At 50.8% G+C, this 13,463-nt stretch carries 11 protein-coding genes and 1 pseudogene; 3 read left to right on the forward strand and 9 right to left on the reverse strand.

The window, feature by feature from the left end; genetic code table 11:
- Nucleotides 1–124: 124 nt before the first annotated feature.
- From CHH75_RS23540 to CHH75_RS23570, 7 genes are all read right to left on the reverse strand, one after another.
- Nucleotides 125–601 (reverse strand): hypothetical protein, encoded by a 477-nt coding sequence (locus CHH75_RS23540; protein WP_095267984.1) that lies wholly within the window; start codon nt 599–601, stop codon nt 125–127.
- Nucleotides 602–1,074: 473 nt separating this feature from the next.
- A complete protein-coding gene (locus CHH75_RS23545) occupies nt 1,075–1,275 on the reverse strand; it encodes a hypothetical protein (RefSeq protein WP_176475654.1) in 201 nt (66 codons plus the stop codon).
- 15 nt (nt 1,276–1,290) lie between these two features.
- Nucleotides 1,291–2,913: a response regulator transcription factor gene (locus CHH75_RS23550; RefSeq protein WP_095399291.1), complete on the reverse strand. Its 1,623-nt coding sequence runs from the start codon at nt 2,911–2,913 to the stop codon at nt 1,291–1,293.
- Nucleotides 2,914–3,118: 205 nt separating this feature from the next.
- The gene (locus CHH75_RS23555; RefSeq protein ID WP_095399292.1) at nt 3,119–4,444 is read right to left on the reverse strand and encodes an ABC transporter substrate-binding protein; all 1,326 of its coding nucleotides are present in this window, start codon (nt 4,442–4,444) and stop codon (nt 3,119–3,121) included.
- Between the two features lie 112 nt (nt 4,445–4,556).
- Entirely contained in the window at nt 4,557–6,281 is a 1,725-nt protein-coding gene (locus tag CHH75_RS23560; protein WP_095399293.1) for a sensor histidine kinase, read from the reverse strand.
- Between the two features lie 120 nt (nt 6,282–6,401).
- Nucleotides 6,402–7,247: a carbohydrate ABC transporter permease gene (locus tag CHH75_RS23565; RefSeq protein WP_095399294.1), complete on the reverse strand. Its 846-nt coding sequence runs from the start codon at nt 7,245–7,247 to the stop codon at nt 6,402–6,404.
- Nucleotides 7,244–8,197 (reverse strand): carbohydrate ABC transporter permease, encoded by a 954-nt coding sequence (locus CHH75_RS23570; protein WP_095399295.1) that lies wholly within the window; start codon nt 8,195–8,197, stop codon nt 7,244–7,246. The genes CHH75_RS23565 and CHH75_RS23570 overlap by 4 nt, the downstream gene beginning before the upstream one ends.
- 454 nt (nt 8,198–8,651) lie before the next feature.
- Between CHH75_RS23570 and CHH75_RS23575 the strand changes: the two genes are divergently transcribed.
- Nucleotides 8,652–9,818 (forward strand): glycoside hydrolase family 27 protein, encoded by a 1,167-nt coding sequence (locus CHH75_RS23575; RefSeq protein WP_255223102.1) that lies wholly within the window; start codon nt 8,652–8,654, stop codon nt 9,816–9,818.
- A gap of 221 nt (nt 9,819–10,039) precedes the next feature.
- On the opposite strand, the gene CHH75_RS23585 is transcribed toward CHH75_RS23575, so the two are convergent.
- On the reverse strand, nt 10,040–10,879 hold the full coding sequence (locus CHH75_RS23585; RefSeq protein WP_095399296.1) for an AraC family transcriptional regulator: 840 nt from the start codon (nt 10,877–10,879) through the stop codon (nt 10,040–10,042).
- A gap of 127 nt (nt 10,880–11,006) precedes the next feature.
- Between CHH75_RS23585 and CHH75_RS23590 the strand changes: the two genes are divergently transcribed.
- Both CHH75_RS23590 and CHH75_RS23595 read left to right on the forward strand, forming a co-directional pair.
- On the forward strand, nt 11,007–12,533 hold the full coding sequence (locus tag CHH75_RS23590; RefSeq protein ID WP_255223103.1) for a carboxylesterase/lipase family protein: 1,527 nt from the start codon (nt 11,007–11,009) through the stop codon (nt 12,531–12,533).
- Between the two features lie 304 nt (nt 12,534–12,837).
- Nucleotides 12,838–13,101, forward strand: coding sequence for a TVP38/TMEM64 family protein (locus CHH75_RS23595; protein ID WP_095399298.1), 264 nt, complete (start codon nt 12,838–12,840; stop codon nt 13,099–13,101).
- 85 nt (nt 13,102–13,186) lie between these two features.
- Here the strand turns inward: CHH75_RS23595 and CHH75_RS25070 are convergent.
- Nucleotides 13,187–13,463, reverse strand: a pseudogene (locus CHH75_RS25070) (tRNA-dihydrouridine synthase); the annotation flags it as partial.

Here is a 13,463-nt window from a genome sequence, read left to right on the forward strand (position 1 = left end):
AAGCCTCCTGTCACTTCGACTGAATTATGCTCGGAATAAGAAAGACGCACCATAAGAAGCGACGTAAATCTGGATTTCAGATTTGCGTCGCTTTTTTACTTATCTCCGCATGGGTTAGTGTTTATTATTCTATTTCTACTTTCTTAGAATCGCTTTCAATTTTATAATTTTGACTCTTTCCGTCTTTAATAACTGTAAATTCTGCTATTGCCGAGATTTCGTATTTACCAGGCTGCTTAATCTTATACTTGTAGTTTTCAGAAATAACAACCTTACCAGAAACTTCTCGATTCTTTCCTTTGTCCGTAATCGCATAGGAATTAATCTGCTTCCCATTACGATCTTTAATCACGTAGACGAACATTTGCTGCTTACTCGAAATCGTCACCTTTTGCTCAAATTCCTTTTTTAGTTCAGCCTTGATCGTGAATTCCTCGTTGACCTTAACTTTTTGTGGGATCGAAAGCGTTACCGAATAATCAGCCTGAGTCATACTAGACAAAGCACCTGCTACTGTACTCGATGCTGTAATTTGAACCGGCTTTATTGACTGACATCCGAGGAAAATTAAAAAAACAATGATAACAATACACTGTTTCAAACCCAATCCCCTCCTCTTACATTTAACGTTGGGATTTAATTTTTGTTTCAGTATCATCTATATTCCTTTTGGGGGAAGTTTCTGTCGGAAATGGACAAGTATATAGCGGTCGGCCTAGAGTTCCGTACCCTTCAACTTCAAATATGGCTATGATTACGGGAGTCTACATTAGCGATACTCCAGGTGACACTATTTATTTAAGGGACGCAAATACTGGAGCCACTACTTCAGGCACCATTGAATATGCTAATGTTGATATATACTGGGGTCAAGGTGGCTACGGATACAAACAACCCAACGGGAATAACAGTTGTGGCGGCACCTTAACCCTTCGTTCGATTATTCTACATTGCTGCAAGAAGATCCAACCAAATAGGTTCGTTCAGTATTAGGACCAAACAGAATGATACCACGCCATCAAACAAACTTGAAAGCGCCGCTATCCTGGTTATTCCAGTTTGCGGCGCTTTCACTTATCTCCATATGGGCTGCTCACCTGTCAGCAGAGCAATGCCCATGGTCGATTCTTCAATCGCCATACGAAATACTTGCGAAGAAACCGCCTGCGTGGTCACGATCTTGCCCAAATGACTTTCCAGCGGCTTTATTGTTGTAGCATGCTTCAGTGAGCTCCCATCAACCTGCAACCATGCCGGATCATAACTGCTCCCCATCACGCCTCCCCGAGATCACTTCACAAGCTCCGTCGGGTTCATGCCCGTGAATTTCTTGAATACCGTGCTGAAATACGGAACGTTTTTATATCCGACCTTTTCGGCCACTTCGTAAACCAATGCATTCTTCTCCATCAGCAGCTCCCGGGCCTTCTCGACCCGTACTCGGGTCAGGTAATTGTTGAAGGTCTCGCCGGTCATGTTCTTAAAAATCATCGACAAGTAGTTTCTCGAAATATACACCTTATCCGCCAGTCCACCGAGCGTAAGGTCCTCGGCATAGTGCTCGTGAATGTACTCGATCATAAAGTCGACCGCCTGGCGATGCTTGCCGTTCCCGCCCCATTCGCGGCTGCCGAACACAAGCCCGATCTTGGTGATCAGCCATTCGGCAAGCTCGGATGGACGCTGCAGCTTCGCCATTTCGCGTGTAATGCCGTCATACGGGAAGATATCGTCAACGACGGTCCCCGTCTCATAGAAAGCAAAAGCGATAATGCCCCACAGCTCGCCGGCCAGCATGCTGACGTAGGGTTTGGTGATGCCCCCTTCCTCTTCCAGCCGCTTCATATAGTCCCTTATGATCGTCTGCGCCTGATGCTCCTGTGAGGTACGAATCGCGCCGGCCAGCTCCAGGTATAGCTTAACGGGGCGCACCGGAGACTTGGCCTCCGCATTGCCCGGCTCCTGTGCACTGTAGAAATACAGCTCTTGCTCCGGAACGGCCGGCCGGGAAGTCACATCGATCGCCCGGAAGGCTTCTTCCGTCGAGATGCCGATATCCCTTATGCAACTCTTCCGCTCACCGATGCCGATCCGGATCTTCAGCTTCAGGTAGTTCCGCACACAGTCGATTAATCGTACACCCAGCTGCTCCAGCCGCTGCCGCACTCGCTCGGCAGGCTCTGTTCGATCATGATGAATAATGATCACCGAACGGTTGGTGTGGAGATCCGTATGGTCGAAGCGGGGGAATGCCGCCTGCGCAATTTCGCACGCCATATTGCTGATTGCAAATCGAAGGAGGCTCCAGTCCGGCAAGCTTAATTTGGCTGCCCGTTGATCGTAGACCAGCTCGATGCCGATGACCGTATGATCGTGATCGGTCCAATACCGATAAGGCTCCGGAATTTCCGATTGGAGTCCTGATTGCAGCAGGGTGCCGGCTGCGGCCGATTTGACCCACTCCTTCTCCACGAAAGGTTCGTAAAGCTGTAGCTTCTGAAGCAGCTCGTCCTGCTTCATGCGCATCTCTTCGCGCTCCTCCAAATCGGATATGGCTTCATTTAAAACAGACTTCAGCGTCGGAAGGCTGATCGGCTTGGATAAGTAATCGCTCACGTTCAGACGCAAGGCTTGACGCGCATATTCGAAGTCGGAGTAACCGCTCAGAATGATCACTTTTCCCGAATAGCCAGTGTTCTTCCGTAGCTGCTCGATCATATCCAGACCATTCATGACAGGCATATATAAATCGGTAATCACGATGTCGGGGCTGGCCGATGCAATCATTTCAAGCCCTTCTTCTCCGTTCGACGCTTCCCCCGCCCACTCTGCATTCAGTTCATCCCACGGGATGGCTTTCCGAATTCCCTGCAGCACAGCACGGTCGTCATCCACGATTCCTATCTTCCACATCTGAAGAGCCCCCTTCCTTATTTACAAAAAGGAACATAGCTTCACTCTAACGGTAATACGCCATGCCCGATCGGCTGTGAAACCGCTCAGGCATGACGTAAACCGGAGTAGACTAGAACTATATTAACAGACAGCTTTCACCGAATAACCGAATCATTCTACTCCCTTGCTGGCTTCTCGTTCTCATTCATCCATTGTATAGGAGTTATTCATATTCTTGCGCGGCCTTCTTGAGCGATTCATAGGCCTGCTCCGGTGTCGTTCTGCCGAAGCTCAACTCATCCCGGACGAGCGGGAAGTCTTTATCGATGAAGTTGACCCAGCCTTCCGGTCCTGTCGTAAAGATCTGTCCATCCGGCGTTGTGGCGTCGATCAGCTTCATCCCGACCTTCTCGCCTTCCGGCAGATTCGGAATCAGCGACTCCGCGATCTTGGCATTGGCAGGCACGCCCCGAGCGGTGCCAAGAATGGCTCCTGCTTCCGGATCATTGATGAACCAGTCGATGAATTTGGCCGCTTCTTCCTTATGCTTGGAATTCGGCGACAGGCTGAAGTACATGGACGGCTTGAGCCAGCCTCCCGCTTCCTCGGCCCGCGGCATCGTAACCAGATCGTAAGCCCCTTCCTTCATGCTGTCCCATGTGGTGTAGTTGTTGGAGAAGGAGTAGCGGAACAGGATTTTGCCGTTGACCAGCAGGTCGGCCGTCGGATCCATTTCCTTGTCGGATGCGTTTAGATCCGCCGGAGGCACAAGTCCATCCTTGCGCAGCTGTTCAAACTTCTTCGTCCATTCCAGGAACGTCGCTTCATCGATATTGAATTTGCCGTCTTCCGTAATCAAGGTCCCCTTGCCCTTGGCATAGTGGTACGCGCTGAACATGAAGTAGTTGCCGGCATAATCCAGCGTGAAATATTGGCCTTCCGCCAGCTTAGGCTTTACCTCTTCCGCCAATGCGAAGAAATCATCCCATGTCCAGCCGTTCTCCGGCATCGTTGCGCCCAGCTTCTCAAGAGCCGCTTTGTCATAGATCATCCCGAAAGCAACCGATCCGAGCGGCACGCCGTATTGCTTGCCCTCTCTCTGCCCGATCGGCAGCAAGCTCGGCGTCAATTCATCCAGCTTAACCTTGGTGTCGAGCTCTTCCAGCTGGTTGCGGGAGGTCCAGTCCGAAATCCAGCCCGGGTCCATTTGGAAAATATCCGGCTCATTATGCGCCGCTGCCTGCGTAGAGAGCTTATCCAGATAACCGTCCATCCCGGAGTATTCGGGCTCGAAGGTTACATGCGGATTCTTCGCCGTATAAGCCTCCAATGCCTTGAGTGTCGCTTCGTGACGCGGCTGCGAGCCCCACCACATAATCCGGAGCTTGACGTTGTCTGCCGAACCGCCTTCGGCCTGTGTATTGTTCTTGGTGGAGGTTGAGTTGCCTGTGCTTGTGCCGGTGCCTCCGTTACCGCCGCTGCATGCCGCTGCCAGCAAGGAGAACACCATCAATAACGCGAGAATCTGCAATCGCTTCCATTTGTTCATGCCGACTTCCCCCTAGAAACATTATATTGTGGTCAATATGATCCTATCAATTCTGGAATGACGGGTGTATAAGAGAGATGCACAATTTATTATAAAATCGTCTGATTATGCTTCACGTCTGTGCTTCTTCGAGCCTTGGGAAGATGATCGTTACAACCACTCCTTCAAACCCGCCGTCCTTAACGTGGATCTCATAATTTTCATTAAAGAACGCCGAGAACCGCTCTCTCACATTCCGAATCCCGTAACCGCCCTTGCGGCGATGACTCCCTATGCTCTCGGGAGCAAGCCCGCTTCCGTTGTCGGTAATCGTCATGCGGACACGGCCTCCCTCTTCTTCTGCCTTAATCTCAATTCGGCCGCTTTGCCTTGCATTGAAGCCGTGAATGATGGAATTCTCGACGAAAGGCTGGAGTGTCATTTTGGGAATGAATAAATCCCGGACTTCCTTGGAGGCCTGCACCTCATATTCCAGTCCGTCTTCCCACCGAATCTGCTGAATTTCCAAATAGCATGCGACATGAGTCAGCTCGTCTTCAATCGTAATAAAGCTCTCTCCATGCGATAATCCGATACGGAACATGCGGCCCATCAGCTCCAGAATACGGCTCATCTTCTCCTGTCCCTCGGCAATCGCCATCCAGTTCAGCTGGTCCAAGGTGTTATATAGAAAATGCGGATTAATATTGGCTTGGAGCGCTTCGATTTCGGCCTTCCGCTGCTGCTCGTAACGCTGCGCCAGGGAGGCGTACAATGCCTGGATTCGCTCATTCAGTCTGCGAAACCCTGCAAACAGAATGCCGAATTCATTCGTGTAATCGCCGGCCAGCTCCGCTTGCTTCCCTCCAACATCGTAATTCTTCATCGCTCTCACTAGCTGGGCGATCGGCTTCAACAATTGCCGGCTTAACCATAGCGTTAACAAGAAAGCTAGCAGTAAGGCTCCGATGCCGATGGTAATAATGACGCCGGCCAGCTTGACGCTGCCTGACGTGATTCGCTCCCACGGGGTAATCTCCACCAGCATCCAGTTGGAGTCGGCGACTTTGGAATAGACAACCAGAGACTCCACCCCATGCGGCTGTGTATGCTGCCGAAGCACCCCGGATTGGTCCGCGAACTGCAAATCCTGCTCCTGTAATCCGGCATCTGTCATTGATTTTCCGACGCTCAGCAGCTCCCTGCCGTTCAGATCCAGCAGCATCCGGTTGGAATCCTTGGAGTATCCCTCGAGAATCCCGCGGATCCAATCCGCCTTCACATGCACGACAAGAATGCCCAAGTATCGGGAGTTGTTGTATACCTTGCGGGAGAAGCTGAGCACAGGCACGTTCCCTTTATAGGTCGTTAAATCATGCTCCTCTGACCAGGAGAAGTCATTGTTCTGCAGCAACGGATACCATGGCTGTGCCTCAGCAGCCTTTAATTCATGGAATTGAATGTAGCTCTGCCGATCCCCCCACTCCGGCTGTTCCATATATAAATCGATGGCTTGAATTTGCGGAATCGAATACGTAAGATGAGCCAGCGCTTCCTGGATGCCTTTGGACCGCCTGTAGTGGTTGAACTCATCTTCTTTTCCCGACAGAAACGTAAGCAAATCATGGTCCCTGGACGTGGTCAGCGATATTTGCTCGATCGATGTCAGGCGGCCCGTAATTTCATTGTTCAGCTCCTCGAGCAGCCTTTTCTGGTAATACGACGTGTTGTCAGCCAATTCCCGCGAAGTCATGGCATAACTGGTCCATACCGTGATCGCCAGCACAATCGTGATCAGCCCTGCAAAGCAAATAATAAACAGGGAATCGATCCGGTATCTCTTGAAGGGATTGATCATAAGCGCTCATCCTCCATGCTCCATGCTTATCCATTCCGATCCGAAAAAAACATTGAAGCCGTGCGGCGAACCGCTGCCTCAATGTTTTCTCATTTTATAATAGATCGGCAGAGCTAGCCACTACCCTTTTAGTCCAGTGGTAGCCACGCCCTCCACAAAATATTTCTGGGCAAAGACAAACAGCAGCGTTGCCGGCACAATGGATACGAGCGACATCGCAAGCAATTGTCCCCATTCCGCGCCGCCTTGTGAATCGTTAATCATCCGTAACGCCAAGCCTACCGTGTATTTGTCAACGGAATTAATGTATAGGAGATGGCCAAGGAAATCATCCCAGTTCCATAGGAAGCAGAAAATGATGACCGTCACGATGGAAGGCTTCATCAAGGGCATCACAATTCGCCAGTAAATCCCGAACCAGCTGCATCCGTCGATCTTGGCCGATTCATCCAATTCCCGCGGAATCCCGCGTATGAATTGAACGAGCAGGAAGACGAAGAAGGTTCCTCCCGCACCTCCCGCTAACGCATGGGGCACGATGAACGGCAGGTAGGTGTTGACCCAGCCGAACTGGTGGAACATCGCATACTGCGGAATGATGAGCACTTGGCCCGGCAGCATCAGCGTGAGCATGAGCAGCGAGAACCAGAAGCCCCGAAGCGGAAAGTCCAGCCTTGCAAATCCGAAGGCGACGAGCGTACAGGAGATGACCGTTACGATGATGACCGCCGTAATTAGATAAAAGGTATTCAAATAGAAGTCGGTAAAGGTGAAGCCCGGAACGGAATTCCATCCGTTAATGTAATTGGACCACTGCGGCACGGACGGAAAGAGGGACGGGGAACTGAGCTCCTGGTTCGTTTTCAGCGAAGCGCCAATCCACCAAATGACCGGATACACCATCACCAAGCTGAATAGGATGAGCACCGCATGGCGGATCACGGAGTTCCATTTGTGTCTGGTCATTTTCTTTTCCCTCCTTGGCTCTCGGATTCGTAGAATACCCAGTATTTCGACGTCAGGTTAATGATCACGGCGGCAGCGACAATCAAGATCAGCATGATCCAGGCCAGGGATGAGGAATAGCCCAGCTGATAGCGGCTGAATGCCCGTTCATACAGGTATAACGCATACACATAGGTCGAATTCATCGGCCCGCCGCCGGTGATGACGTAAGCAGGCGTAAACATCTGGAAGGAGTTAATGACCCCCATAATGAGATTGAAGAATAACGTGGGCGACAGCATCGGAAGCGTGATTTTGACAAATTGCTTCAGCTTGCCCGCCCCATCCACCGCGGAGGCTTCATACAGATCATTCGGGATCTGCTTCAGGCCCGCCAGGAAAATCACCATCGAGGAGCCGAATTGCCATACCGACAAGCCAATCAGGGACCATAACGCGGTATCGGGGTTCGTGACCCAGCCCGTTCCGGGAATCCCGAAGAATCCAAGCACTTTGTTGAAGAAGCCGTCCACGCCGAAAATATTCTTCCACAGCAGGGACACCGCGATGCTCGCCCCGATTAAGGAAGGGAAGTAAATGGCCGTCCGATAGACGGATATCCCGCGCACAGCCCTTTTCAGCAGAAGCGCAACCATCAGCGCGGCAATCAGCTTTAGCGGCACCGAGGCAAGGACATAATAAAAGGTAAGCTTGAGCGATTGGGCAAATTTGTCGTCCGCCGTAATGATGCGCTCGTAATTGTCCAGGCCGACCCACTCGATCGGCTTCATGAGGGTGTAATTTGTGAAGGAATAGTACAGGGACAACAGCATCGGATAGGCTGTCAACGCCAGAAATCCGATCAACCAAGGGGAAATAAACAGATAACCTGCAAGGGGAGAGTCCCAGCGCTTGCGAGATGGCTTTTTGCGAACGGGTATTTCGGATGCTAAAGAAGTTGCTCGTTCCATGAATTCACTCTCCTTTTCCGTACTTTAAGTATAGAAGGAGAGCCGCCGGGAACTACATAAGACAATTGCTCAAAATCATTCAATATTTTCAGAATGTGTCGTCAGGTACAATTAACATCAATCCCAATCCATAAAAGACGTCGCCTTCAGCTCGCTTTCCCTGCAATCTGGACAGGTTAGACGGATCGGGACGTTGTGCTCGATCGGTGTCTGTATCACAGGGTGGTTTTTGAAACCGTAGCTGAGTAAATCGTGATCCAGCTTAAATTGCTTGCGTATATGGGCGACTTCTTTTTTTGTTCATGGTTCGTTAGCACTGCTTATTTTCGTTTAGCGATGTGGTTCGAGCATCATTTGTCCATGTCCAAGCAACGTCAAGCTATGGCTAAGAGTGCCTCTCTTGCTGTAAGTTCACAATAGTTACTTTCAAAATCCAGATGAGGAAGGAAGCGAGATGATGAGCAGCAATTCACTAATGGGATTCGCCCCTGCGCTGGGCTGGAATTCATGGAATACCTTTACATGGGATATTAACGAACAGTTGATTCGGGATGTCGCTGACGTATTTGTATCGGAGGGTTATCTCGAGTCAGGGTATGAGTACATCGTCATTGATGACTGCTGGAGTTTGAAGGAACGGGATGCGGACGGTAATCTGGTTGCTGATCCGGAGAAATTCCCGAATGGTATGAGAGCGCTTGCAGATTATATTCACGGGAAAGGCCTGAAATTTGGCATGTATTCATGCGTAGGCACACATACTTGTGCCGGCTACCCGGGCAGCTTCGAACACGAGTTCCAGGATGCTGCGCTGTTTGCCGAGTGGGGGGTCGATTATTTAAAATACGACTACTGTTTCAAGCCGCGCCACATCTCCGGTGAGCTGCTGTACAAACGGATGAGCCTCGCACTCAAAAACTGCGGACGCGATATCCTGTTCTCGGCCTGCAACTGGGGAGCCGACAACGTATATGACTGGATTCGTGAATCCGGCGCACATATGTACCGTTCCACCGGCGATATTCGAGATAACTGGGAATCGGTGAAGGAGCTGGCCCTGTCACAGCTGGGGAAACAAAGCTACACAGGCTCCTTCTGCCATAATGACATGGATATGCTCATTGTTGGCATGTACGGCGGAAGCAATAACGACTTTATCGGCACGATCGGCGGCTGCAATGATATCGAGTATAAAACTCACTTCTCGCTCTGGTCCATGATGGGTTCACCGCTCATGATCGGATGTGACGTGCGTAAGGCCAATCGGGCAACGAAGGATATATTGCTCAACCCTGACCTGCTTGCCATCAATCAGGATGCAGAGGCACGCGGAGCATATCGCATCAAACCTGAGCCGCAATGGTTCCACACTGACGATGTATTCATGCTCGTTAAGGTGCTTACGGATGGCGATCTGGCCATTGGCTTCTTCAACCTGAGTGACAGCCAGCGCGAACTGTCCCTGCAATTCTGGGATATGGGGCTGCCTTACGCCGCAGGTTATGCTTTATCCCTCTATGACTGCTGGGAGCATAAGGAACTGGGTGTGTATCGAGAACGCTTCGCGCCAGTCGTTGCCGCTCATGATTGTCTCGTCGTGCGGGCCAAACTGGTGAAGTAAATGGCTCACAGTCGCCTGTGCACCGCCTGTCGGGTTCCGCTCTCTTCCGATGATGTGGGAATCTATCTCAAATTAGTCTCACGCACAGCCCAGCAATTCCTCTGCATCGACTGTCTCGGTGTGAAGCTGAATTGCGGACGGGAGCCCATTGAGAAGCTGATTCGTTATTTCCGTGAGTCCGGTAACTGTGCTCTTTTTCGTTAATATGGTGTCTGCATCCATTAGCGTAGAGCTTGTTCCTCCATACCGGGTTCTGCTTGTTTCTGATGCAGCATCATGTAGGCTGAAGGTGTATGTGATGTGGCCTTTTTGAACACTCTGGAAAAATAAAGCGGATCATGATAGCCAACAGAGTAAGCTACGGACTGAACGGGTAAACCGGATGTCTTCAACAGCTCGCAGGCGCGCCGGATACGGCATGACGCAATATAGGCTGACACCGATTCGCCAGTGGCTTCTTTGAATTTCCGAAACAGATAGCTGCGTTCCAGATTAACGGCCTGTACGATCTCCGTAACCGTTAATGATGGCTTCCAATAGTTCTGCTCAATGTACTTTCTCGCCAGCCACACATAATCCTTCGGCTCCTCCTGCTGATCTCCAGGGTAATATTCCATGTAATAGGAGAGCAGCAGTTGTAAACGGGCATCCGCCCGCAACACTTCACTCGGCGACGCACCGGCGTTCCAGGCCAGATGAAACCAGGGTTCCAGGGTCTCCGGCGCTGCTGGCAGTACAGGATGCTGGACCGTAAGCTGTGTCAACTCTACAACTCGCCCGGCGTCTCGCCCGTTGAACTCCATCCATACGTATTCCCAAGGGTCAACAGGGTCGGGGTAGTAATAGATCTCCTTTTGCGGAAAAATGATAAAGCTCTCTCCGGCACCCAGCCGAAAATGCTGGCCCCCGGTTTCCAATGTGCCCTGCCCTCGAATGATGTAATGCAGCGCATAGACGTCACGTACGCCGGGTCCCCACTGATGCAGATTGACCGGTTTGTGACCGCCGCTGATAAAATAAATCTGGCTTGCTCTGCTTCCGTCTCTCCATAACGAGTCCACATCCCCACCCCCACTCTTGATATCAGTCATTATATTATAGAGCAGCATATTTGTAAGCGTATCCACACATCTTGGATCGGCATGAATTCTACGTTAATTCAGAGAGGAGAATGTTGTGTTGCTTAGAATGGTCACCGTTGAGAATGGTCAAGTCCAGGGACTGCCCGCTGCAGACCCTCGTATTACGAGCTTTAAAGGAATTCCGTTTGCTGCACCCCCGGTAGGCCCGAACCGCTGGCGCGCGCCACAGCCCGCAGATGACTGGGATGGTGTGCTGAAAGCTTTTGATTTTGCCCCCATCTCCATGCAGGCTCCAACCGTGATCGACGATAATAACATCTATACCCGGGAATGGGCTGTTGACCCGGACCTGCCAATGGATGAGGACTGTCTGTATTTGAATGTGTGGACACCTGCCAAGCGCACCGATGAGAAGCTGCCCGTCTTTGTCTGGTACTTTGGCGGAGGGCTTCAGGTGGGTCACACAGCCGAGATGGAATTCGATGGCGAACGCATTGCCCGCAGAGGCATTGTCGTTGTCACGATCAACTACCGTCTGAATGCCTTCGGTTTCTTGTGCCATCCCGAGATCAGTGCTGAGTCACCGCACGCACCTGCGAACTTTGGACATCTGGATCAGCAGGCCGGCACAGCTTGGGTCAAACGTAATATTGCCGCGTTCGGCGGTGACCCGGATCAGATTACGATTGGCGGGCAATCTGCCGGCGGCGGCAGCGTGCTCAGTCAGATGACATCCCCGCAGAACAAAGGCCTGTTCCAGCGAGCCGTCATCATGAGCGGTATAGCGACCGAACTGTATCCCCATGTGCATGTACCCGCTGTCCGCAGCACGCTGCGGGATGCCGAGCAGAAGGGCGTTGAATTTTTCAGCTTCCTGGGGGTGTCTTCACTGGATGAAGCGAGACAGCTGGATGCGGTCACTTTGCGGGATAAGGTGTTAGAATATAAAAGCTTCTGGGGAACGGTGATCGATGATCAGTTCTGTATAGATGATCCGTTTACACGTTTCATGCAGCATCAACGTGAGCTTGTTCCCGTTATGCTTGGGCATACGTCCTCTGAGTTCTGGACCCGGCCTGCGGTAAGCAGTATGGAGGAACTGAAGCAGATGGCGGCTGAACGATTTGGCGAAGATGCTCCTGACTTTTTGCAGCGATGTGAAGCCGATACCGGCGACCTGGATCATGCACTCGAGAAAGCTTCTGTCCGCATGATCGAATACGCCATTCATCTCCTTATTCGTTCAAACAGCGGTCATCCGTCGGAAACACCGCTCTATTATTATAACTTCGACGCAGAGATTCCGGGCTGGGATCAACCAGGTACGTTTCACTCCGTGGATCTGTGGTTTTTCTTCGAAACACTTGCCAAATGCTGGCGCCCGTTCACCGGCAAGCATTACGACCTGGCTCGCCAGATGTGCAATTATCTGTCCAATTTTATTGCCACCGGTGATCCGAACGGCTCTGATTCTACCGGAAAGCCAATGCCCCACTGGGCCGCTTGCACCATCGAACACCCGTATCTTATGGAATTTGGCGATCAGGCTCAGTTACAACGGGCAGAGCCTGGGCCTGTGCTTGAATTTGTGCTGAAGCAGTATTTTGAACACAAGAACGACCCTGTGGCCTAAGCATACGTATGCTTATGTATATCTGCACCATCCGTTTAACAATAAAGAGATAGCACTGCACCTTCGCATGGCTATCTCTTTATTGTCTAGCTATATGTTAAATATCATTAATCCCACTCGAAAGCACCCGTGTACAATTGATAATATATGCCCTTTCTCTCCAGCAAGTGATGATGATCACCGCGTTCCTTAATCTGACCCTGTTCCAGAAGCAAAATGTGAAATGGATGTCGTTTATGCATGATGAGCGGAAGTTTTCTGTCTTTTTGTTTATTTTTTTATAATTCCGGGTTTGCCAAAAGATATGTTAGTATTCGTCGCTGCACTGACGTCGATTAGCTCCCTGCGATTCTTCACCATCCTGCTGGTAGGACGCCTGCCATGGATCATCGGATCGGCCGCGGTAGGTTCTACCATTCCAACACAGCAGTACACGGTAACGATCATCATATCCGTTATCGCTGTTGTCGGGTTTATCCTCGGGTACATCTATAAAGACAAGTTAATGAACCTGTTCTCCAAGGCAGAGCATACCAAAGAAGCACTGGAACTTGAGGAGTACAATTAAAACAAATGAGAGAGATGAGAGAGATGAGACAAACGGAATAAATACGGCGCCTTCTCCCTCGTGAATTCCAGGGAGAAGGCGCCGACGATAACCGGTTGCCCGGTGCGACCTCATCACGAAGCTGTTTAATCTGCTGGATCAGTTCCTAGTGAGCGTCTACTTTACTTATCTCGTCTCTTGTCCGCAGATGAATGGACAGATTCACAATGTCTTGCTTCAAAATATGGGTTAACCAGCCGCGCCACTCGTCCACGTTGCTGAAACCGAGCCTTGTTTTTTGCGTTAACGGACAGTCCCCCCGGCTTTGGCCGCCTGGATAAGATCCGCTGCAATATAGGGAGAAAAGGGGCACCCCCTTGACA

Source organism: Paenibacillus sp. 7541 (assembly GCF_002276395.1).
GTDB classification, from domain to species: domain Bacteria; phylum Bacillota; class Bacilli; order Paenibacillales; family Paenibacillaceae; genus Paenibacillus_AQ; species Paenibacillus_AQ campinasensis.

Coding starts and splice junctions, on each gene's coding strand:
- CHH75_RS23595 (WP_095399298.1), top strand. CDS start 12,838: ATGTTAGTATTCGTCGCTGCACTGACGTCGATTAGCTCCCTGCGATTC.
- CHH75_RS23565 (WP_095399294.1), bottom strand. CDS start 7,247: ATGACCAGACACAAATGGAACTCCGTGATCCGCCATGCGGTGCTCATC.
- CHH75_RS23590 (WP_255223103.1), top strand. CDS start 11,007: ATGGTCACCGTTGAGAATGGTCAAGTCCAGGGACTGCCCGCTGCAGAC.
- CHH75_RS23570 (WP_095399295.1), bottom strand. CDS start 8,197: ATGGAACGAGCAACTTCTTTAGCATCCGAAATACCCGTTCGCAAAAAG.
- CHH75_RS23545 (WP_176475654.1), bottom strand. CDS start 1,275: ATGGGGAGCAGTTATGATCCGGCATGGTTGCAGGTTGATGGGAGCTCA.
- CHH75_RS23560 (WP_095399293.1), bottom strand. CDS start 6,281: ATGATCAATCCCTTCAAGAGATACCGGATCGATTCCCTGTTTATTATT.
- CHH75_RS23555 (WP_095399292.1), bottom strand. CDS start 4,444: ATGAACAAATGGAAGCGATTGCAGATTCTCGCGTTATTGATGGTGTTC.
- CHH75_RS23575 (WP_255223102.1), top strand. CDS start 8,652: ATGATGAGCAGCAATTCACTAATGGGATTCGCCCCTGCGCTGGGCTGG.
- CHH75_RS23550 (WP_095399291.1), bottom strand. CDS start 2,913: ATGTGGAAGATAGGAATCGTGGATGACGACCGTGCTGTGCTGCAGGGA.